We start from the raw sequence: 23454 nt of genomic DNA on the forward strand, positions 1-23454 counted from the left end.
AGAAAAAATGAGCGAACGTATCGTCGTAGATCCGATCACACGAATCGAAGGGCACCTCAGGATCGAAGCAGAGATGGCGGGGGATCAGATCGCCAGCGCCTACTCCTCCGGCACCATGGTGCGCGGTATCGAACTTATCCTGCAGGGCCGGGACCCGCGTGATGCTTGGGCATATACACAGCGAATCTGCGGTGTCTGTACCCTGGTTCATGGTATCGCATCAGTAAGGGCAGTGGAGAATGCTCTGAACTATCCGATCCCGCCTAATGCGCAATTGATCCGCAATTTGATGATCGGCGCGCAGTACATCCATGATCATGTGATGCACTTCTATCATTTGCACGCGCTGGATTGGGTGGATGTGGTGTCTGCGCTCTCCGCCGACCCTGTGGCCACATCCGCACTGGCCCAATCGATCAGCAAGTGGCCCAAGTCCTCGCCCGGTTACTTTTCCGACATGAAGAAGAAGCTGAAAGGTTTTGTCGAAGCCGGGCAGCTTGGCATTTTTGCCAAGGCCTACTGGGGGCACTCCGCCTACAAGCTACCGCCAGAAGCCAACCTGATGGCAGTTTCCCACTACCTGGAGGCCTTGAGCTGGCAGCGTGATGTAGTGAAGCTGCACGCTATCTTCGGCGGCAAGAATCCGCATCCGAATTTCCTGGTGGGCGGGACGGCCTCCCCGATTGATCTCAACTCCGACTCCGCTATCAATGCAAAGAAATTGGCACAGGTGCAGAATGTCATCACGCAGATGCAGACGTTCGTGGATCAGGTCTATGTGCCGGATACACTTGCAATAGCCGGTTTTTATAAGGATTGGGGAGAGAGAGGCGAGGGCGTAGGTAACTTCCTCTGTTTTGGCGACCTGCCAGGCACAACGATGGATGATCCGGACAACTACTTTCTGCCCGCCGGTGTGATCCTGAATCGTGATCTCTCCACTGTTCATCCAGTGGATATGAACAACCCTGACGAAATTCAGGAGTTCGTTTCGCACTCCTGGTATGACTATGACGGTGGCAAGGATGTGCCTCTTCATCCCTACGATGGCGAGACCAACCTCAACTACACAGGCCCAAAACCGCCCTATAAACACTTGAATGTGGAAGAGTCCTACTCCTGGCTCAAATCTCCACGCTGGAAAGGCATGCCGATGGAGGTTGGGCCTTTGTCACGGGTTCTGATGCTCTATGCCAAAGGCCACGAGCAGACCAGGGAACTGGTCAACATGACCCTCAAGACCCTGGATCTGCCGGTCAGGGCGCTCTTCTCCACCCTTGGCAGAACAGCTGCCCGAACTTTGGAGACCAAGGTCATAGCTGATGCCATGCAGGGCTGGCAGGATCAGCTGATTGGCAATATCAAGGCAGGGGATACCAAAACCTTCAACGAAGCAATGTGGGAACCTTCCACTTGGCAAAGCCAATGTCAAGGGGTGGGGTTTATGGAGGCGCCGCGCGGCGCACTCGGTCACTGGGTGGTGATTGAAAACGGTAAGATTTCCAACTACCAGGCGGTCGTGCCCAGTACCTGGAATGCCGGCCCACGAGATGCACAGGGGGTGCCTGGTGCCTATGAAGCTGCGTTGCAGGATAACCACCAGTTGGTAGATCCCAAGCAGCCGGTGGAGATCTTAAGAACCATTCACAGTTTCGATCCCTGCATCGCCTGCGCTGTCCACCTGTCTGATCCTGAAACGGGGGAAAAGATCGAAGTGAAGGTGACATAATGGCTCAAGTTTCGGAGTTCAAGCCATCCTGAACAGATGAAGGGCGGTGTTTAAATCATCTGGTAGGGTGCAATCTGCGCACCAGAATATGCTTCGTAACTTGAGTTAATGGTTATCGATGCAGTTGAAATACCTTCTCGGCGAGCTGGCTCAGCCCCTTACTACGGAACTGCGGATTTTCATCCAGAATCTGCTGACTGAAGAGGGTTTCTATCCGATAGTCTGCCTGATAGAGCAATCGCACCTCATCTTCATGGACAGCAAAAGGTGGTCCCTGCATCTCGGCCTGATCGTACTCCATGGTAACCAGCAGCGTTGTTGCGGCAGAAGGTTTGATCTCAATGAGATGCCGGGCATATCGCGCCCGCATTTCAGGCGGCAGAGCGACCAGTGACGCCCGGTCGTAAATCCCTCCTATGCTCTTCAGGTCATCTCGTCTCAGGTCAAAAAAGTCACCGAGCAGAAGGGTGAGTCCGTCAGTCGAGTACTCAGTAAAAACACCGGTTTGGGTGATTTGGGGCGTCAGATTGTTTTCCTGGAAGAAATCCTGTACAGCAATGGGACTGATCTCGATACCGAGTACCTCATGTCCCTGGGCGCGGAGCCAGAGCAGGTCGCGGCTTTTTCCGCATAGGGGAACAAAGATCCGGCTTTGGCTTTCCAACTTCAGATTGTCCCAGAATGTCTGAAGGTGGGTATTGATCTCATGTTGGTGGAAGCCGATCTGATTCTGCCGCCAGCGTTCAATCCAGAAGTCGGGTTCCATTGTGTGCCTCTAGTGTAAGGGTAGTGGCGATATATTATCCAAAAACATCGTGGCCAGCATACTGACTAAATATTAGTGAAGAGAGGATTCCCCGTTTGGCTCGGGAGTGACAAAATAGCGCCTCCCAATCTTCAGTCAGATGAGCAGCAGCCACATTGGTCGATAACAGTACCTCTCAGCCATTTCCGTCACAATCGGATCTCAAAACCTGTATGCAGGCTGATCAGCATTTTTTTGTTCGGCGTCTGCGGGGACTGCAGCGGCGGCGCAAGTCAGGGGAACCCTATGATCAGGGGTTGTTCAAGCTGAGTCGGGATATCCTGGCCTCTCAGGAGCGGCTGCAGCGACGACAGGAGAGCCTGCCAGAGGCAACCTTTCCCCCGGAACTGCCCATTACCGCGCGCCTTGAAGATATACAAACACTGATCACCGAGAATCAGGTTGTCGTGCTTTGTGGTGAGACCGGCTCCGGCAAATCGACCCAGCTGCCCAAGATCTGCCTCAGTCTGGGTCGTGGAGTGGGGGGGTATATAGGCCATACTCAGCCACGCCGCATTGCGGCCCGGACCCTCTCATCCCGCATCGCTTCGGAACTTGGGGTGGAAACCGGCACCTCTGTCGGTTACAAGGTTCGTTTCAGCGACCGGGTGGGACCCAACACCCATGTCAAGTTGATGACCGACGGCATCCTGCTGGCAGAGATACAGCAGGACCCTTTCCTGAATCAATATGACACCCTGATCATCGATGAGGCCCATGAACGCAGTCTCAATATCGATTTCCTGCTCGGTTATTTGCAGAACCTGTTGCCCAAGCGCCCGGATCTGAAGCTGATCATCACATCGGCTACCATCGATCCCGACCGTTTTTCCAAACATTTCAACGATGCGCCGGTGATTGAGGTCTCCGGCCGTACTTTTCCGGTTGAGGCTCACTATAAGCCACCAGAGGAGGAGGGGAGCAGTGAACGGGATGATCCGATGCAGGCCGCTATTATGGATGCGGTGGATGAGCTCTCCCGCATAGACCGGGGAGATATCCTTGTATTCCTCAGCGGCGAGCGGGAGATTCGGGAGACCGCTGAGAATCTGCGCAAACATAGACTCGATCTGACCGAGGTACTGCCTCTCTACGCCCGGCTGAGTCCGGCTGAGCAGGGACAGATTTTCAAGCCCCATAGAGGGCGGCGCATCGTGTTGGCCACCAATGTGGCCGAGACCTCACTCACTGTGCCCGGTATCCGCTATGTCATCGACGCCGGTTTTGCGCGTATCAGCCGATACAGCCACAAGAGCAAGGTGCAGCGCCTTCCGGTTGAACGTATCTCACAGGCCTCCGCAAACCAGCGTATGGGGCGTTGTGGTCGTGTCGCCAAAGGCGTCTGTATCAGGCTCTATTCGGAAGAGGATTTTGAGTCCCGCACACTCTTCACCGAGCCGGAGATCCAACGCACCAATCTTGCTTCGGTCATCCTGCAGATGAAGTTGTTGGGTTTTGGGGAGATCGATAATTTCCCCTTTGTTGATCCTCCCGACAGTCGCCTCATCAAGGACGGTTATCGGGTGTTGGAGGAGATCGGCGCAATCGGTGGCGATCAGCGGGTGACAAAGCTTGGCCGGCAACTTGCCCGGTTGCCTGTCGATCCGCGTATCGGGCGTATGCTGCTTGCAGCGGCACACAGCCACTGCCTGCGGGAGGTGATGGTAATCGCAGCCGCCCTCAGCGTGCAGGACCCCCGGGACCGTCCGCTAGACAAGCAGCAGCAGGCGGACGAGGCGCATGTCCTGTTCCGCCACGCCGAGTCCGATTTTCTCGGTTATTTTCTGCTCTGGGAGGATCTGGAGATCCAGCGCAAGCATCTGACCCGCAACAAGTTCAGAAAATATTGCCGCACACGATTTCTCTCCTGGACACGGGTGCAGGAGTGGCACGATATTCACACACAACTGCGTCTGCAGATGCACGGCATGGGTTTCAAAGAGAACACGGAAGAGGTAGGTTATGAGCAGGTGCATCGCGCCATGCTCAGCGGCCTGCTGAGCCATATTGGATTCAAGTCGAAGGAACGGGACTATCTGGGTGCGCGCAATAGCCGTTTTTTTATCTTTCCCGGCTCCGGGCTGTTCAAGAAGCCGCCCAAGTGGGTGATGGCGGCAGAGCTGGTGGAGACCACCAAGCTCTATGCCCGTACCAATGCAGCCATTCAGCCGGAGTGGATCGAGGCCTGTGCCGGACATCTGCTCAAGCACAACTATTCTGAGCCCCATTGGGAGAAGCGGCGGGGGCAGGTTGCGGGTTACGAGAAGGTTACGCTCTACGGACTTACGCTGGTACCCCGGCGCAGGATCAACTTCACTCCCATCGATCCAAAGCTAGGAGTCTGTCGGATTTAACCAGTCCCATTTGATAAAATACTGTAAGCCAAAGAATAACGAACCGAAGTCAGTATGTCAGATAAATTCCGCACGATTAATCGAGACACCCCCTATCTGTTGCCGCCCTCATTACAGGACTGGCTACCAGAGAACCATTTGGCGCGATTTATCGTGGACATCGTAGAACAGCTGGATCTGAAAGAGCTGGAATCTCAATACGGTGGCGGAGGAAAAGCGCCCTACCATCCAGCCATTTTGCTTTCACTGCTGTTCTACGGTTACGCAACCGGCGTATTCTCCAGCCGAAAGTTGGAGCAAGCCACCTACGACTCCGTGGCCTTCCGGTTCATTACGGCAGACAGCCATCCAGACCATGACACCATCGCCACCTTTCGCAAACGCTTTCTCAAGGAGTTGAAGGGATTCTTTGTCCAGATATTAGTGATAGCCAAGGCGATGAGTCTTTTGAAGATAGGCAATGTGAGTTTGGATGGGACAAAGGTCAAGGCCAATGCCAGCAAACACAAGGCGATGAGTTGGGGGTATGCCAACAAGCTTGAAGAGCAGCTTCATCGTGAAGTCGAGCTGTTGCTGAAAAAGGCCGAACAGGCCGATGCAGAAGAAGAGCCGGAACTGGATATTCCAGAGGAACTCAAACGTCGTGAGGACCGGCTTGCTGCGATAGCCAAGGCTAAGAAAGAGATCGAACGAAGAGCGCGTGAGCGCTTTGAAAAAGAACGGGCGGAATACGAAGAGAAGGTGAAGCGGCGTAAGGAACGAGAGGAAAAGACAGGGAAGAAGGCCAGAGGTAGAGTGCCAAAGCCGCCAGAAGAAGGTCCACAGGAAAAAGACCAAGTCAATTTCACGGATGAGGAGTCACGCATCATGCCCTCATCGGAAGGGTTTGTTCAGGCCTATAACGCCCAAGCGGCAGTTGATACCGGTACCCACCTGATCGTGGAGAACCATATTACCCAGCAACCCAATGACAAACAGGAAATAGAACCTGCACTTGCACAACTGAAGGCAGCAGAAGAGCAGCTGGGAAAACCACAAGGTCTGTTGGCGGATACGGGTTACTTCAGTGAAGAGAATGTCAATCGTTGTGAAGCACAGGAGATCACCCCCTACCTCTCCGATAGCCGCGAACAGCACAACCTGCCGCTGGAAGAGCGGCTGAAACAGGTGCCGCCCTGCCCGGAAGATGCCGATATGTTAACCCGAATGAGGCATCGACTCAGTACACCGGAAGGCAAGGCCGTGTATGCCACACGGAAATCGACAGTTGAGACCGTCTTCGGCATTATCAAAGAAGTAATGGGATTTCGGCAATTTCACCTTCGAGGGAGTGATTCAGCGCAAGGTGAATGGAATCTGGTATGTACGGCATGGAACCTGAAGCGGATGCATGCGCTGGCAGGCTGAGATATCGACAAGGATAGGTCAGTCTTTCATAATTCACTGCCCTACATAGGGCTTATATTCCTACAGAGGCAGCGATTATGGGAAAAACACGGTGGGCCGGAAAATATCCCTGGCTCAATGGATCAAACCCGACAGACTCCTAGCGCGGGAGATATTCATCCGCTCCGCACTGGTGGAGGGGGATTTTCAGACACGAGCCCCTTTCTGGCGGCACAACCAGGAGATGATCGCAGCGGTGCATGACCTGGAGGCAAAATCACGGCGGCGCGACATCCTGGTGGACGAGGAACGCATCTACGGTTTCTACGACCAACGCATCCCCGAGGGGATCTGCACTACGCCGGCATTCGAGAAGTGGCTGAAAAAGCAATCCAAGCAGGAATCGAAACTACTCTATCTCAGCGAGGCCGACCTGATCAGGAAGGAGGCCTCTATCGTTCCGGATGATCAGTTCCCTAACCATCTGGATATCAATGGCATGGCGCTTCCCCTGGAGTATTCTTTTGATCCCGGGCAGCAGCAGGATGGGATTTCACTGGTGGTGCCGAAAGATGTCCTGGGTCAGGTTACCGAGGCCAGATGTCAGTGGCTGGTGCCGGGATTGCTGCGGGAGCGGGTCATTGCGTTGATTCGGGGGCTGCCAAAATCCCTGCGCAAGTCCTTCGTGCCGGTCCCCGACTTTGCCGATGCCTGTCTACAGGGGATTGAGCCCTCCGACAGGCCTTTGATCCAGGTGCTCGGTGAGCGGCTGAAGCAGCTTACCGGCGTCCATGTGCCGGAGGATGCCTGGTCCGATGTCGAGTTGCCTGAGCATCTGCGTATGCAGATCAAGGTCGTCGACGAAACGGGGAAACAGATTGGAACAGGCCGGAATCTTGATGTATTGCACAAAGCACATCGGACAAGCCATAGAGGGTTCCAGCAACTTGCCTCATCCGATCTCGAACAGAAAGGGCTGACCGATTGGGATTTCGGACCCCTGCAGCCTAGTCTCTCCGTAAAACGCGGCGGTATCACCCTGAAAGGGTTCCCTGCGTTGGTGGACGAGGGCGACAGTGTTGCCATTCGTCTGCTCGATTCGGAAGCCTCTGCCTATCAGAGCCACAAGGCGGGGGTGCGGCGCTTGATTAAACTCAAGTTGGCAAAGGAGATCCGGTATCTGCGCAAAAATCTGCCCAACCTGGCGCGCATGCGCCTGCAATATGCCAAAGTACCAAAGGCGCCGGAGGGGCTGCCCGTCGAGAAGCAGAGGGATCTGGAGGATGAATTGGTTACCTATATCCTCGACCGTACCTTTCTGGACGGATTGCCCGAGATACGGGACAAGGAGATTTTTCTCGACCGAATAGAGCGCTGTCGCAATGCGATGATGACGGTGGCCAACGACGCTTGCCAGGAGGTTGGAAAAATCATCGAAGAGTATCAGAAGGTCAGAAAAAAACTCTCCGGCACTACGCAGATCAACTGGATGGCATCCGCTGCCGATATGCAACAACAACTCGATCGCCTGGTTTTCAAGGGATTTCTGGCAGTGACGCCGCCGGAACAGCTTGGCCGTTTTCCCCGTTATCTGCAGGCGCTGGAAAAGCGTCTGGAAAAACTGCAAAGTACTGCAGCCCGTGATCAACAGCAGATCCGGGAGATGGCAAAGGCCTATCGGCAGTGGCAGCAGTGGGATGAACAGTGCAGGAAAAACGGGCGCAGCGATGAGCGGATCGAAGAGATGCGCTGGCACTTTGAGGAGTTGCGGGTCTCCCTGTTCGCTCAGGAGTTGGGAACCGCTTATCCCATCTCCCTGAAACGAATTGAAAAGCGCTGGAAGGACTTGGGATTATAAGTATAGACCGGATCAAGCACAGCAAACCCAGTATCATTTGCTTCAGACAACTATTGGGTTGCATGGGGACGCCGTGCTATCTTTCCGCGCATATCGAATTCACAGGAACAACTGCTCATGACTCAGTGCTATTGCGGCTCCGGCCGGGATTTTGAAACCTGCTGCCAACCGATTCTGGAGGCCAGCCAGACAGCTGGGACCGCAGAGGCGCTGATGCGTGCCCGCTACAGTGCATTTGCCACTCAGCAACCGGAATTCCTGCATGAGTCACTCCATCCCGATCATCGAAAAGATCACGATGTAGCGGCAACCCGGCGCTGGGCATTGAGTTCACAGTGGCTCGACCTGGAAATTGTCGAGGTGAAAGGTGGTGGGACAGATGACGAAGAGGGTACGGTTGAGTTCATCGCCTCCTACAAAGAGCGGGATCTGCTGCGCAAACATCATGAACTGAGTCATTTCAGCAAATCCGACGGTCTCTGGTATTTTGTCGATGGCGAACTCGTACTGCCTAAGACTGAGGTTCGGGATACACCAAAAGTTGGCCGAAATGACCCATGCCCCTGCGGTAGTGGTAAGAAGCACAAGAAGTGTTGTGGGCGGTGAATCCGTCTGTTTTGTGATTTCTCTCCCTGGAATTACTATCTGTTTTCCTCAAGAATAGCGATAATGTGCCGAAAATCTGGTTATTCAAGGGCTTTTGCTGTTATCAGACAGACATCGGGTTTTCGCAATGAATGAGCAGGTTATATCGAGATGAAACAGGTCGGAAGCAGGATAAAATGCTCCATGACGGCAGGCAGATCATTACTGATCTTCTGCCTGTTGGCTTCCTCATCTCCTCTGATGGCGCAGATCTTCAAATATCGAGCAGCGGATGGACACATCCATTTCACCGATCACCCCATGGCGGGTAACTATCGCCTCTTATGGAAATCGGCCCCAGCAGCCAGCGCCTACGGTGATTACTCTGTTGCAACATTCAAGCAGAACAAATTAAAACTGTCACCGCTGATCGACGCAACTGCCAAAAACATGCGTCTGCACCCGGGGTTACTCCACTCGGTGGTGCGGGCGGAATCGGCCTACAATCCCCGTGCGGTTTCAAAGGTGGGCGCTCAGGGGTTGATGCAGTTGATGCCGAATACCGCCAGACGTTACGGCGTCAACGACTCTTTCAACCCCCGGCAGAACCTGGAGGGTGGTGCGCGGTATCTGAAAGATCTTCTGCAGCAGTTCGGTTTCGATTTGAAACTGGCCTTGGCGGCATATAATGCCGGTGAGGGTGCGGTGAAGAAGTTTGATAATCAAATCCCCCCCTATCCCGAAACACAGCAGTATGTGAAAAAGGTGATGGGGTACTATCGCACCCATCTGCAGGGATCGACCAACTGATTGAATAGAGAAAACTGTCATCTCGACTGTAGGGAGAGATGACAGTAACTGGGTTATTCAGTAATTCTTTATCCAACCATGAGATAATCCACTCCCCGCCGGTACCCCATATCCTCAAGTTCCTGCCGAATGAGATCCCGCGCGCCGTGGTTGGTGACATAGACGAGAACAAAGGGTTTGCTCTCCTGTAGAAGCCACTCGGGTGAGACGACCGGGATACCCTGCAAACGGTTTCCAATCTTACGTGGGTCGATATCGATCCAGGCCTTTACCTGGAAACCCTGCTTCAACAGCTGTTGACAGCGTTTACGGGTTTTGCGCCCGGCACCCCAGATCACCAGTTCATCGCGTCGGGCCAGCAGTAGTGGATCCCGGGCGAGGTAGTGGGCACGCAACCGATCAAACGCCTCCCTGCTGCAACGTGGATCCTGCCGGGAGGTGCGGTTTTCACTCTCCCGCCAGTCGAGCAGGACCTCTGGCAGCTTGGCCATCCGGTAACCGGCAAGGTACAACCTGAACCAGAGATCGTAATCCTCGGGAAACATCCCTTCACGATAGCCGCCCGCTTCAATGATGGCTTTGCGCCGGAACATAACACTGGGGTGGGCAAAGGGGGATTCGATGTAGATATCCGCAGCAATCTCATCAGGATCCAGGCACTGGTTTTGCCAACGCACATATTCACGGTAACCTGCCTGGATCAAAGTTTTCGGGAACAGTCTGACCTGGCATCCCACAAGGGTAATGATTTTGTTTTGCTGCAGATAATCCACCTGTAACTGCAGGCGTTGTTGATCCATCAGGTCGTCAGCATCCATGCGTGCAATCAGTGGAGAAGTGGCCTGCATCAGGCCGAAATTCAGTGCGTTGACCAGACCTGGGTGGGGATTGTGCAGCAGGCGTATCCGCTTATCGCAATTGGCATGTTGCTGCACCACGCTGCAGGAGTCATCATGACTGTGATCGTTGATGGCGAGCAGTCGAAAGTCCTGAAAGGACTGCTGCCTGATGGAAGTCAGACAGGCATCAAGTGTGGTCGCCGCATCACGGAACGGGAGGATAATCTCCAGCTTGATCAGGAGATGCTTGCCCAGTCCACAATCATGGTATCTATGACAGTGGTCACTTCATCCGAGATGTCGATGATACGAAAGCCGGTCCAATAGGTATCGGGTTGTGCGGCTTCGCTGCACCAGAGTGCTTCAGCACCAAACGAAATCTTGCTATGACCCTTCACCAGATACGGGAGCCGCATATCCAATTGGTAAATGGATCCCGTCTTGATGGGGTTGGCACTGAGTAGCATGAAACCTTCAACGGTGATATTTACCACCTGCCCCATGTAGGTTGCCGTTATTTGGTCCAATACTTCAAGGACTTCATTGGCTATCTTGCGTGGCAGAATACGGTGCTCAACCATCGGCTGGATTCCTATAGGTACTGCCGGGAACCTTTGACCAAGCGTCTTCTCCCGTCTCGTTATCGTTAGTGATATTCTCAGCAATCTCTTCTGTTGCCTTGAGAGAGCGTTGCAGCATTCTGCGAATGGCGTGCAGTGTGCGTTCGACAAATGGGTCGTTGCTCTCTTCGAGGATCTTCGATTTTCCGTCCATGATCTCTTGTGCCAGTTTGCGCAGGGGTTTTACAGCGGTTTGCACTCCGGCCCTGTCCACGAACATGCATGAGGATGTCAACGGGCTGAGCCATGAAAGTTTCACTCGCCTGACATCATTGGGACCGACGCTGAGATCAAACCAGGTGCCGAACTCGGTTTTACGTAACTTGTCCATCATCTTCAGGAGATCGTCAGGGATCTGGTCTTCGGACTCAGGGGGTTCCGGAACAGGTATAGGAGGCTCTGGTTGAGTGGTTTGAAAAGGTTTTGGTTCAGGCGCTTTTGGGGTGCTGACACTCTTGGGCTCACTGATCGCAGATGAGCCGGCAGACATGGCGCTTTCTGCATTGGCCAGGAGTTCGAAAAGTGCACGACTCTTCTCCTGATGGTAACCGCCCAGAGACTCAAGTCCTTCTTCAATCGTGTTGCGCAGGTAGGGCAGAGTCTTCTCAAGTTCCCTCTGCTCATCCTGGGTTTTTTTGTCTTCAAAGACCCAAGCCAGCTCATCTGCGACATGTAGTGCGTCCTTCCAGTCTTCACTCATCTCACCATCGGGGTGGCGCAGCAGGATGAAGATCAACTTGTCCGTCCAGGTTTGAATCAGAAAGTCCTTCGCCACCTGAGGCAGGGAGGAACCGAAGGTTCGGGCTTTCATCTCCTGGCCTGCCCTCTGCCTTGCATCGTTGAGCTTTTCTCGCCCCTTGGCTGAGTCCTGAGCCCGTTTTTCCAGAACTTCGGTTTTCCGGCGAAAATCATCCATTCTCGCCTTGAAGTTGGTCAGTAGATCGGAAAAGAGTTTTATGTCGTCAGAAAACTCTTTGAGTACGCGATCGACTACCGCCTGCATGTCCGGATAGATACCACGCTTGAGATTGTGCTCATCGATCCAGTGGCTGCCTGCTTCAACCATGCAGTCGAGTAGCTGGCGAGCATCGTGATTGCTGTCGGTGAGCAGATGACGGTCGATAATAGCCACTTTCAGATAGGGTGTGTGCAGGTGACTGATCAGTGCCTTGGCGACTGCGGGAAGAACCGGATCGTTCAGCATGTATTCAAACAGCATTCCGACAAGATCAATGGTGTCTTCATCCACTGTATCCAACTGATCAGTGTCAATCTGACTGTAGAGTTTGTTTCGCTCCTCGATCAGTGTCTGCTTGATACGGGTAAGGAACTGTTCATCGAGTTCAATGTTCGGAATGAACGGGGCTTCTGTCGAAGCATCGGGCAGGTAATCTGATCTTGTGGCTGGCTGAATATCATTAAGTGCGGAGACAAGGTTCGCGGTAGTGGGCAGCTGCCCGCCGCCGGAGTGCCCGCTGGCGCCACTCGCTCTACCAGCTGACCCACTCTCACTCCCCTGCGGAGCTGCGGAGTGTCTTTGGGGTGAACTGCCACGCCGGGATGCGAGAAGGCCGATGATTGAGTCGAAGAGCTCTTCCCCGAGGTCCTGTTCTGAGGTTGCGGCGTTTTGATCCTCGGTTTGCTGGGCACTCTTGTCCGTTTTGCCACCGTGTTGGCCAGCTGCCTGCGGATTTCGGATAGTAGGTCTAAGGTGGGGCAGTACACCGGCATCCTTGAGGTTGTTGTTGAAATCCTCATACAGAGAGCCTAGCTGCTTCAAAACGTACTTGTTGAAAAGCGCGAGAACAATAAGCTTGATGTTGGATTCGAGACTCAGACTGTCGATAGCACTGGCGAAAGCGTCGACAAGATGCTGCGGGCAGGCAGGGGTTCTGTTTTTTTCTATCGCCTCGCCACCGTTGATAACTGCAAGACGCTGGCTCAGTGCGTAGAGTTGAGAGCGATGGCCGATGGTCGCTTTACTGACCATGTTTTCGATGGCCGTGGTTTGATCCATGGAGTCGTCATCGACCAGTTCGAGTTCGATATCGCTGCCTAGAGTGGAGAAGGGATCACTATCCGGCTTCCTTGCCCAGAAATTATCAAAACCTGCGCTGAGTTGCTCTCTGAACTCATGTTCCACCAGGCCGTGGCGGTTCCGAATCAGACTGATCGCTTCAAAAAAGCGATTCTGCATCAGATCGTTCTCCGCTTTTTGGGCGAAACTCATCAACGCCTTGTCCGTGTTGGCAAACAACTCGGTCAGCAGGGCGCTGACATAGACCAGCACCATGTCCTTGCAGCGGCTCATGAGCGGTTGAAACTGGGTCTGATATTTACTTTTTCGTGATTCCGGTGATGGCACCATCACTTGATCCTTCAATGCGATTGACTAAATCTGACTTGAGCCGGTAGCTGCGGGCATCAAGCCATAAAACATGGTTTAACCCGCACACTCTCCCCAATCGTCATTATATTCCTGCGGGAATACCGGAGCATCATTGGCAGTCTTTCCCGCTAAGGTTAGCACAGACGAAACTGATTTATGAACAGAAAGTTAGACAGGTTTTCTCATGAGCAGCGATTAGTTGGCGGAGGGCCAATTGGCTAAGGTCTGCTAACACTGTATCCGAGTAGTGTTAACGGGCCTTGGGTAACAGAAGGAACGAAAGGCAGAGGGGAAATCTGGGGAATATCATTCTGATGATTTAACTGTATACAGCTGAATTCATTTCTTGGGCTGGCCAACCCTGATTTTCAAGAAACCGCCAGGCTGGCCGATAAAATTGTGAAATAGTGTTAACTGCAAGGTGATTTAAATGAATGCCGAGGAACTGGTCAAAGGGATAGAACATCTGGTTTCGTTGCCGGATGTCTGTATCAAGGTCAATATGATGGCTGATTCTCCGCTCTATTCATCAAAAGATATCGGGGAGGTGATCTCTCAGGATACCGATCTTTCCGCACGCCTCCTGAGTTTGGTCAACAGTGCTTTCTACGGTATGCGGGCTCCGGTGGAGACCATCTCCAGATCCGTCACGGTCATTGGTACGAAGGGTCTGCGCGACCTGGTTCTGGTTACTTCGGCGGCTGAGATTTTTACCGGTATCCCTGCCGATTTGGTCGATATGACAGAATTCTGGCGCTACTCAGTGACGACAGGGATCATAGCCAAGGCGCTCTCAACCCAATGCAATGTCTTGCATGGTGAACGCCTGTTCGTGATGGGTGTGCTGCATGATATCGGCAGGTTGGTTATCTACCTGCGCCTGCCGGAGCAGTCGCGGGATGTGTTGCTGATTACCGGGGGAGACGATGCCATTCTTGCCGACACTGAGGCGGATGTTTTCGGTTTTACCCACATGGACGCCGGTGCAGCATTGCTGAAAACCTGGAAATTGCCGGAAAGTCTGATTACCGTCGCTGGTACTCACCATGAACCGTTGAACGCGGGTGATTACCGGCTTGAGGCTTCCCTGGTGTACATCGCGGGCTTGCTTTCACAGGGTGAAATGAGCGGTGAGCCGTTGGATGAAATTCTTGATCAGGTGCGGCCCGAGGTCTGGCAGGCCACTGGTCTGGATAGCGACAAGGTTGTATCGGTGATGGAAGACGTTCCGGCCCGGGTGGCCGAAGTATTGGATGTCGTGCTTGCACCCAATGTGCCTGCAGAGCAAAGGCGCTGATTCTATGCCCATGTTCTCTATCTCGTAGGAACGGCGCCCCGCCGCGATTTACCTGTCTATGGAATCATCGCAGAAGTGACAAATGTAGGGTGTGCCGTGCGCACCAGAATAAGCAGTTACAGCAATCATGGTGCGCACAGCGCACCCTACCAGCATGAATTAAAAGTGATTGCCACAGGCTCATGATTTGAGCCTAAGAGAGGGTAGAATAGGGCCTCATGTTGAGACTCTATCAATCCAATCGACTCGAGATTCTGTCCCTGCGGCTGAATACGCTGCTGGCTGAACCGGTGATCTCTCCTCTGGAGGAGGAGGTGCTGGTTGTGCAGCATCCCGGCATGGCACGGTGGCTCTCCCTTGAAATTGCGGAAAAACTGGGAATCTGTGCCAATATCCGCTTTCCCATGCCTGCCTCTTTCGTCTGGGAGGTGTTTCGCGCCTTTCTTCCCGATGTCAGTGAATTCAACCGGTTTGAACCCTCCCTGCTCAGATGGCGAATATTCCAACTGCTCGATGAGATTGGCCAAGAACCGGTGTTTGCGCCAGTTAGCCATTATCTGAGGAAGGAGAGTGAGAAGCGTCGCTTCCAATTGGCTGACAGACTGGCAGGTCTGTTCGACCGCTATCTGGTCTATCGTCCCGACTGGATCCGGAAATGGGATAAGGGTGAGTCTGCTGTTGCAGGGGATGAGTGGCAAGCGGAAATCTGGCGCCGGTTGACCGTGGACGATGCTGTTCATTGGGTGCATCTGCAGGAGTCCCTGTTCCAGGCCATGTCGGGCGATGCCGCTAATCCTCCCCGCGGCCTACCTGCGCGGCTCTTTCTCTTTGGGGTGCCAACGCTCTCTCCGGGCTATCTTGAGATTATCAGGCAGCTCTCCCGTTGGATAGATATCCATCTTTTCCTGCTGAATCCCTGTGAGGCCCATTGGCTTGAAATCATGCCCGAGGGGGAGAAGGTGAAACGGGAGTTGATGTCATCCGATATCGAAGACCTCTACCTGGAGGTCGGTAATCCCCTGCTTGCCTCTCTGGGGCGACAGGGCAGAGATTTTTTCTCCGCGATCAATGATTTCGACCCGGGTTCCGAGGAGTGGTTCGATGCTGCAGAAGGGGATGGCTGCCTGATGGGGTTACAGCGTGAGATTCTGCATCTCGAACAGCCTGAGCCCATCGAAACTGAACGAGATCATTCTGTTGCATTTCACCGCTGCCACAGTCCCATGCGGGAGATTGAAGTTCTCTATGATCAGCTGTTGGCAATGTTCGAGGAGATGCCGGATCTGACTCCTGCTGATATTCTGGTGATGACGCCCGATATCGATACCTATGCGCCGCTTATCGACGCCCGTTTCTCCGAGCCGGGGGATTGTCCTGCCATCCCATACCGCATCAGCGACCGGACCCAAGGGCTGGAAAATCCCTATGTCACGGCATTCCTTGATCTGCTTTCGGTCCCTGCCAGCCGCTATGGGGTCGATGAGGTTCTCAGGTTACTGGAATTTCCGGCGATTCAGCAGCGGTTCGGCCTCGATGAGGCGGGTCTGGAACGCATCGTCGAATGGATTGAACAGGCGGCAATTCGCTGGGGACGGGACGCTGAGAGTAAATCGGATTTTGATTTACCTTCCGACCCACGGAATACCTGGCGCTTCGGGCTGGAGCAGCTGGTGCTGGGTTACGCCATGTCGCCAAACGATGAAGCCTTGTGGCAGGGCATTCCACTCCCGGAGAGTGCTGAAGGTTCGGAATCTGTTTGGTTGAGTGGATTGTTGGGCTTCTGCCGATCCTTGTTTGAGTTGGAGGACAGGCTATCCGGTATGGTCTCGGTTGCCATATGGTGTGACCGCCTGCAGCGGATTCTAGAGCGTTTTTTTGCCGCCGATGAGAGCGCGGAGCAGCCGCTGCAACTTGTTCGGGACACCCTTGTGCGATTGGGTGAAGAGGCGGATGAGGCCGGCTTTCAAGGCCAGGCCTCTCTCTCCCTGATTTGTCAGCAACTTGAACTGCTCTTCAGTCACGGTTCAAGCCGGGGCTTTCTTGGTGGTGGTGTCAATTTCTGCGCATTCACCCCCATGCGCAGCCTGCCCTTCAAGGTGATCTGCCTGATCGGGATGAACGACGGCGCCTTTCCCAGTGAACCCCCAACCCTGGATTTTGACCTGATGACGAAGCAGTTTCGTTTTGGCGACCGCTCGCGACGGGCCGATGATCGTTATCTGTTTCTGGAGACACTGATCTCTGCCCGTGAACGGCTCTATATCAGCTATGTCGGCCGCAGTCTCAAAGACAACAGTGCACTGCCGCCTTCGGTGTTGGTGGAAGAATTGCGGGACTATATGGCGTCTCAAGTAGGTGAGTCCGGTTTGGATAGGATGTCCTTTACGCATCCGCTTCAGCCCTTCAGCCCCAACTATTTCCAACTTGAGGGACATCTCTTTAGCTATTCATCGAGAATGCAAGAGGCAGCCCAGTTGGTTGGACGTGGAGAAAAACAGCGCCAGCCACTGGTGGCCGCGCCGCTGCCCAAAATGGAACCGATAACAGATTCAGTGGATCTGCATCTGCTGAGGCGTTTTTACAGTGCCGGTCCTGCGCGGGCATTTGCGGCCCAGCGACTCAATCTCAGGTTGGAAACCGCCCGGGATATCCCTGATGCACGTGAAACCTTCGAGATGGAAAAATTTACCGCCGAAGCCGTTGAGCGCGAACTGGTGGAACGGCTACTCTCTGGAGAGTCAGCGGAATCCTTCTATCAACTGCTCGATCTCCGGGGTGAGTTGCCACACGGAAAACCCGGACGACGTCACTATCAACAGCTCTGCGGATCCGCTCAGTTAATGGTGGAACGGTTGAATGCGGGTGCTTTTGGTGAAGAGATGCCGCCCCTGGATGTCGATCTGATACTGGACGGTCTGCGGCTGAGCGGTCGGCTGAACGGATTGCGCAGTACAGGCCTGCTCGAATACAGCGCAGGCAAGATATATCCCCATCAAAGACTGGATCTCTGGATTCGATTTCTGACGTTGAATCTTATCAGGCCTGAAGGGGTGGCGTGGGAGGCAATCTGGCTGTCACCGGATGAGGAGGGGAGGTTTATTGTACCGGACGACCCTGAAGCCTATCTGCAGCAACTGGTGGCGCTCTACCGGCAGGGTATGCTGACGCCATTGCATTTTTACGCAGGCACCTCCTGGCCCTATGCTGAGAAGTGGCGGGCGACGGAAGATCGGCCGACGGCCCTCTACCAGGCTCGAAGGCGTTGGTTCAATGACCCTCCGGCACACGGGAGCAAACCCCACCACAGACTGCTGATGCCTGGCGAAGAGATGCTGGATGAGGCATTCCATGAGATCAGCCTCTCCGTCTTTTTGCCCCTCATGGAACACATGGAGCTGGTGGAGTGAAACTGATGGATCTCAATACCGTATCCCTGGAGGGGTTGAATCTGGTGGAGGCCAGCGCCGGAACCGGCAAGACCTATACGCTTACCGGACTCTATCTGCGGCTGTTGATCGAACATGGGGTCGATCCGGATTCCATTCTCGTGGTGACCTATACCAATGCCGCGACCGCAGAGTTGAAGGCCCGTATCAGAGGGCGTCTGCTGGAAGTGAGGGAGGCCTTTTCCAGCGGGAAGTCGGATGATCCGCTACTTGTTTATCTGCTCCAGACTCAGCCGGATCATGCCGTGATGGTCAAACGTCTCAATCTGGCGATTGCAGGATTTGACCGGGCAGCGATCTATACCATCCACGGCTTTTGTCAGCGGGTATTGACTGAAAATGCCTTTGGAAGTGGCCAATCCTTCGATGCGGAACTGGTTCCGGACCAGGCGGCTCGTGTGCAACAGATTGCGGATGATTTTTGGCGGCGGGAACTGGAAGACCTACCGGATGGCATTACTGATCGGGTAAGGGCTGAAATCGGCACACCGGAAGGTCTGCTCTCGGCGGTTCATGATGGCTTGGGTAAACCCTATCTGACGGTGCGTGGGGCAGAATCCCCTGCCGATCCCGCTGGATTGGAGACGCAGGCGGTGCAAATCATCTTGCAGTTGCAACCTCTATGGCAGGTGGATGGAGAGTGGATTCGTAAAACGCTGGGTGATACAGCCGTTTTCAATCAGACATCCTACAAATCCAGCACTATCTCAACCTTGTGCGATGAGATGGATCACTGGTTGTCACAGAAGAGTCCGGCGGTTGGAGCGTTTGAAAAACTGGAAAAATTTTCTTCCAGCTCCATCGAGAAGGCGATTAAAAAGGGCCATCAGGTCCCGGAACACGAATTCTTCGACCGATGCCAACAATTTGCAGATCTGAAGTCTGTGATCACCAGCGCCTATGCTGACAGGATCAAAGCAATCTATCTGCAGTTCTACAATTATCTGATTAACGAGCTGCCCAGACGACAGGCGGAAGCGGGTGAATGGTCCTATGATGATCTGCTGCTGCAGCTCAATCAGGCGCTCTCAGGCAGTGGCGGGACGCATCTCGTAAGAACGTTGCAGCAACGCTATCCGGCGGCCCTGGTGGATGAATTCCAGGACACTGATCCGGTGCAGTATGAGATCTTTTCGCGCATCTATCGTAAATCAGGTCTGCCGGTTTTTTTGGTGGGCGATCCCAAACAAGCGATCTACAGCTTTCGCGGCGCTGACATCTTTGCCTATCTGCAGGCCCGCAACGATGCCAAAAGCCGTTATCACCTAACCGTTAACTGGCGTTCAACGCCAACTCTGATAAAGGCGGTGAACGCCTTGTTCGACAACGCTCCGGCGCCTTTTTTCTACGAAGAGATACCGTTTCATCCTGTTGATGCCGCCAACCTGCGGGAGAAAGGGCTGGTCGTGAGGGGGGATACATCCCAGCCCATGCGGATCTGGAAGCTGGTGATGGAGGAGATGAAGGTCGATGAGCTGCGTCACGCGGTGGCTGCGACCACAGCCCGGGAGATCGACAGGCTGCTTGTCCTGGGGCGGACCGGCAAAGCGACCATTGATGAAGTCCCCCTGTGTGGCAATGACATTGCGGTGTTGGTGCGCAAGCACAAACAGGCCGAGCAGATTTCCGAGGCCCTGCTGGAACTGGGTATTCACAGTGTGCGCAGTGCCCAGGACAATATCTTTCATGGCCTTGAGGCGGAAGAGCTGGAACGTCTGCTGCACGCCTGTTTCGATTCCCGCCGTGAGTCTCTGTTGCGGGCTGCTCTGGCCACCGACATGTTGGGCTGGAGTGGTGAAGAGATCGATGCGCTGACCGGGGATGAGACGGCTACCGGTGGCCAGGTGGAAAGTTTTCTCGACTACCATCAGACTTGGAGAGACCAGGGATTCATGCGAATGTTTCGCCGCCTGTTGATACGACGGGGGGTGGAAAATCGATTGCTTTCATACGAAGACGGAGAGCGGCGCCTGACCAATCTCTATCAGCTGGGTGAGCTGCTGCATCAGCATGACAGGTCGATGCAGCCAGGTATGGAGGGTTTGATAAAATGGCTCAGCCAGCAACGGCAAAGCGAAGCGCCCGTCGATGAAGAAAAACTGCTGCGTCTTGAGAGCGACGGCAACCTGGTGCGCATCGTAACCCTGCACACCAGCAAGGGGTTGGAGTATCCGGTGGTATTTTGTCCCTTCCTTTGGGATGAACAGCCCGGATTCCGAAAGAGCCAAAAGTCTTACCTGTTCCATGATCCTGACACTGATTTCGAACCTGTCCTGGAACTGGGGTCAGCCAACTTCGAAAAAGACAAGGTCCACAAGGCAGAAGAGGATCTTGCAGAGAACCTGCGGCTACTCTACGTTGCCTTGACCCGTGCCAAGCACCGCTGCTATCTGGCTTGGGGCAAGGTAAAAAACAGCGAAAATTCTCCACTGGCCTGGTTGCTGCATCCGGGGGAATCCTCCTCTGATGAACCGATCAGCCGGTGGAAAAAAACCTTCAGAAAAGTAAGTGACGAATCAGTGGCTCAGCGGCTTGATGAGCTGGTGGAGCAGTCTGGTGGAAACATTCTTATCCTGCCGCTGATGGAGATCAACGAGGTTGCCCAGTTTCCTCTGGCGCTCACCCCGGAGCTTGTTTCGGCCAGAGTCTTTGGCGGCACAATCAGATCGGGTCCCAGGATCACCAGTTTCTCCGCGCTGGTCACGGGTCATGGAACCGACCTGCCGGATCGTGATGCGGTTCGCTCCGAGACGATCGTCACCCTGGACCCCACTCACGATATCCATGGATTTCCCAAAGGGCCCAGGCCTGGAACCTGTCTGCACGCAATCTTTGAACACCTCGATTTTACAAATGCCGGCGATCCAGGGCTGGAAACTGTTATCCAGCAGCAGCTGCAAAATTACGGAATCGAGACGCACTGGACACCTGTCGTTGAAAGGATGGTGCTGTCTGTGGTGAATACCGGGTTGGATGAAACCGGGCTGCGGTTATGTGATGTCAGCAGCAGACAACGAATCAACGAGATGGAGTTTCACTATCCGGTAGCCGGATTTGATTCGGCCAGGCTGAAAAGTATTCTGGAAGAGGAGCAGTTCGCAAATTCTAAGCGGGTCCAGCGGGCAGCAGCCGGTATTCGGTTCGGTTCGATCCAGGGTTTTATGAAAGGCTTCATCGACCTGGTCTTTGAGGCGAACGGGCGATTCTATCTGCTGGATTACAAGTCGAACTGGCTTGGCACTGAAACTTCTGACTATGGTCAGACTCAGTTGGAAAATGCCATGATCACGCACGACTATCCGCTTCAATATCTTTTCTATACCCTTGCCGTGCACCGTTTTCTGCGGCTGCGTCTGGCCGATTATGATTATGACCGCCATTTCGGTGGCGTCTTCTATCTTTTTCTGCGGGGTATGCAACCTGTAACCGGGGCCGGTTTCGGTGTTTTTCGGGAACGGCCGCCGAAAGCCTTTATCGAGGCGTTGGATCTGGCAATTCCGGGGGCTGAGGCATGAGCGTTGAGAGACGACTGATCGGCCAACTTCAGGGTCAGGGGTTGTTGAGCGATCTGGACGTTTATTTTGCCGATATCCTTCTGCAGAAATCGGATCAGCCATCAGGATCGCTCGCGCTTGCGGCTGCAATGGCCAGCCGGGCAACCAATGAAGGACACGTCTGCTTTGACCTCACTGAGATGGCGGATCGGCCTCTGAACGGGCTCGACGGTCAGGTGATAGCCTCAGTGCCTTCGTTGAACGACTGGTCTGTCCAACTGCACCAGAGTGGAGTGGTTGGAACGCCCGGTGAACACCAGCCATTGATCCTTGATACTTCAGGCCGGCTCTATCTGCATCGCTACTGGAAATATGAACACCGCCTTGGTTTTATGCTCGATGAGCGGGCGGCTCGCCAAGCCTCCAATGTGGATGAAGCGGTGTTGCGAACAGACTTGAAACAACTGTTTCCAAATACCGGCGATGAAATCGATTGGCAAAAACAGGCCGCTGCCACTGCAGTGTTACGACGGCTCAGTGTGATCTCCGGCGGGCCTGGCACCGGCAAGACCACCACGGTGATGCGTCTACTTGCACTGTTGCGCCAACAGCCGGGCGGTGAGGCGTTACGTTTCGCACTGGCAGCTCCAACCGGCAAGGCGGCTGCACGGCTGCAGGAGACAATTCAGCAGTCGCGTGACTCTCATCTGGCACTGATGGATTCTCTGCCTGAGCTGGCCTCTACGCTACATCGATTACTGGGGGTTAGGCACGGCAGTACAGGTTTTAATCACAATAGAGACAACCCTCTTGCATTGGATGTGTTGGTGCTAGATGAAGCTTCGATGGTGCCTGTGGCACTGATGGCGAAGTTGCTGGAAGCTCTACCCAATTCCGCCCGCCTGATTCTGCTGGGGGATAAGGATCAGCTGGCTTCAGTGGAAGCCGGGGCGGTACTGGGTGATATCTGTAGTGGTTATCGCGGGCCAACGCCTCACTTCGCAGAGCAGCTGCAGCGAGCCACTGGGCAGAGCCCACCCCCTGATTCCAGTGACCCGAGGGCACTGGCGGATTCAGTGGTGGTACTTAAGAAGAGCTACCGCTTCGATTCGGCAAGTTCTATCGGGCTCCTGGCCGGTGCAGTGAACAGCGGAAACTTCAAACAGGCCTGGGAACTGCTGGAAGAGGGCGGTGCAGCATCGCAAATTCGCCGGATTCCAGTGACCGATGACACGGCAAAGCTTGCTGCTGGACGATATGCGAAAATATTTGAAATGATCGAAAAGGGGGCGGCGCCGTCAGAGATCTTCGCCTCTCTTAACGATTATCGTGTGCTTTGTGCATTGCATCAGGGTCCCGACGGCGTCATTGCCATAAACAGGCGGATTGAGGCCGAACTGCGTAGCAGGGGCTATATCACCGGGGATTCCCAATGGTTTCAGGGGCGGCCAGTTTTGGTTACCCGAAACAGCTACGGATTGGGACTATTTAATGGTGACATTGGCGTTGCCCTGTCGAATCCACAAGCAGGGGGAGGGATCTCAGTGGTTTTTCCTATGTCGGATGGCAGCTTCCGCTGGATAGCGCCTGCCCGTCTGCCCGAACACCAGACTGTTTTCGCCATGACGGTGCACAAGAGTCAGGGGTCCGAGTTCAATGAAGTCCTTCTGCAACTACCTGCCCGGGATAACCCGCAATTGACCCGTGAACTGTTGTACACCGCGATTACCCGTTCACGCAGCAGATTTTATATCTCAACTGAGCAGGACGTTTTCCGCGCTCTCGTTCATAGGCAGTTACGCAGGAACAGCGGCCTGGCGGAAGTTTTGTGGCAATAATGCA

Annotated in this window: 13 protein-coding genes and 1 pseudogene; 10 read left to right on the forward strand and 4 right to left on the reverse strand. The window is 54.1% G+C overall.

All coding sequences use genetic code 11. From position 1 onward, the window contains the following. The first annotated feature begins 7 nt into the window (after positions 1 to 7). Positions 8 to 1729, forward strand: a complete 1722-nt coding sequence (locus HPY30_17555) for a nickel-dependent hydrogenase large subunit (protein QYZ67633.1) — start codon at positions 8 to 10, stop codon at positions 1727 to 1729. A gap of 112 nt (positions 1730 to 1841) precedes the next feature. Here the strand turns inward: HPY30_17555 and HPY30_17560 are convergent, their stop codons facing one another. Next, positions 1842 to 2495, reverse strand: coding sequence for a thiopurine S-methyltransferase (locus tag HPY30_17560; protein QYZ67634.1), 654 nt, complete (start codon positions 2493 to 2495; stop codon positions 1842 to 1844). 212 nt (positions 2496 to 2707) lie between these two features. Between HPY30_17560 and hrpA the strand changes: the two are divergent. From hrpA to HPY30_17585, 5 genes and pseudogenes are all read left to right on the forward strand, one after another. After that, positions 2708 to 4864, forward strand: a pseudogene (gene hrpA / locus HPY30_17565) (ATP-dependent RNA helicase HrpA). A 78-nt stretch (positions 4865 to 4942) separates the two neighbouring features. Beyond that, positions 4943 to 6295, forward strand: coding sequence for an IS1182 family transposase (locus HPY30_17570; GenBank protein QYZ67635.1), 1353 nt, complete (start codon positions 4943 to 4945; stop codon positions 6293 to 6295). Between the two features lie 91 nt (positions 6296 to 6386). After that, complete coding sequence (locus tag HPY30_17575; GenBank protein QYZ67636.1) at positions 6387 to 8132, forward strand: DUF3418 domain-containing protein; 1746 nt, start codon at positions 6387 to 6389, stop codon at positions 8130 to 8132. Positions 8133 to 8249: 117 nt separating this feature from the next. After that, positions 8250 to 8738, forward strand: coding sequence for a YchJ family protein (locus HPY30_17580; protein ID QYZ67637.1), 489 nt, complete (start codon positions 8250 to 8252; stop codon positions 8736 to 8738). 183 nt (positions 8739 to 8921) lie between these two features. Continuing rightward, a complete protein-coding gene (locus HPY30_17585; protein QYZ67638.1) occupies positions 8922 to 9527 on the forward strand; it encodes a lytic transglycosylase domain-containing protein in 606 nt (201 codons plus the stop codon). Between the two features lie 68 nt (positions 9528 to 9595). Here the strand turns inward: HPY30_17585 and HPY30_17590 are convergent, their stop codons facing one another. The 3 genes from HPY30_17590 to HPY30_17600 are packed head-to-tail and all read right to left on the reverse strand — an operon-like array spanning position 9596 to position 13351. Next, on the reverse strand, positions 9596 to 10621 hold the full coding sequence (locus HPY30_17590; protein ID QYZ68114.1) for a glycosyltransferase: 1026 nt from the start codon (positions 10619 to 10621) through the stop codon (positions 9596 to 9598). Then, positions 10603 to 10947 carry a PilZ domain-containing protein gene (locus HPY30_17595; GenBank protein ID QYZ67639.1) on the reverse strand — a complete coding sequence of 115 codons (345 nt, stop codon included), beginning with the start codon at positions 10945 to 10947 and terminating at the stop codon, positions 10603 to 10605. The genes HPY30_17590 and HPY30_17595 overlap by 19 nt, the downstream gene beginning before the upstream one ends. After that, positions 10940 to 13351 carry a DUF1631 domain-containing protein gene (locus HPY30_17600; protein QYZ68115.1) on the reverse strand — a complete coding sequence of 804 codons (2412 nt, stop codon included), beginning with the start codon at positions 13349 to 13351 and terminating at the stop codon, positions 10940 to 10942. The genes HPY30_17595 and HPY30_17600 overlap by 8 nt, the downstream gene beginning before the upstream one ends. Before the next feature lie 454 nt (positions 13352 to 13805). On the opposite strand from HPY30_17600, the gene HPY30_17605 reads away from it, so the two are divergent. The 4 genes from HPY30_17605 to recD all read left to right on the forward strand — a co-directional run bounded on the left by HPY30_17605 (position 13806) and on the right by recD (position 23450). Continuing rightward, positions 13806 to 14672: an HDOD domain-containing protein gene (locus HPY30_17605; GenBank protein QYZ67640.1), complete on the forward strand. Its 867-nt coding sequence runs from the start codon at positions 13806 to 13808 to the stop codon at positions 14670 to 14672. 218 nt (positions 14673 to 14890) lie between these two features. After that, positions 14891 to 18079 (forward strand): exodeoxyribonuclease V subunit gamma, encoded by a 3189-nt coding sequence (recC, locus tag HPY30_17610; GenBank protein ID QYZ67641.1) that lies wholly within the window; start codon positions 14891 to 14893, stop codon positions 18077 to 18079. Between the two features lie 5 nt (positions 18080 to 18084). Then, positions 18085 to 21633, forward strand: coding sequence for an exodeoxyribonuclease V subunit beta (gene recB / locus HPY30_17615; GenBank protein QYZ67642.1), 3549 nt, complete (start codon positions 18085 to 18087; stop codon positions 21631 to 21633). Then, complete coding sequence (gene recD / locus HPY30_17620; GenBank protein QYZ67643.1) at positions 21630 to 23450, forward strand: exodeoxyribonuclease V subunit alpha; 1821 nt, start codon at positions 21630 to 21632, stop codon at positions 23448 to 23450. Before recB ends, recD begins: the two co-directional genes overlap by 4 nt. Positions 23451 to 23454: the final 4 nt, after the last annotated feature.

Source organism: Gammaproteobacteria bacterium (ex Lamellibrachia satsuma) (assembly GCA_019623805.1).
Taxonomy (GTDB): domain Bacteria; phylum Pseudomonadota; class Gammaproteobacteria; order Chromatiales; family Chromatiaceae; genus QGON01.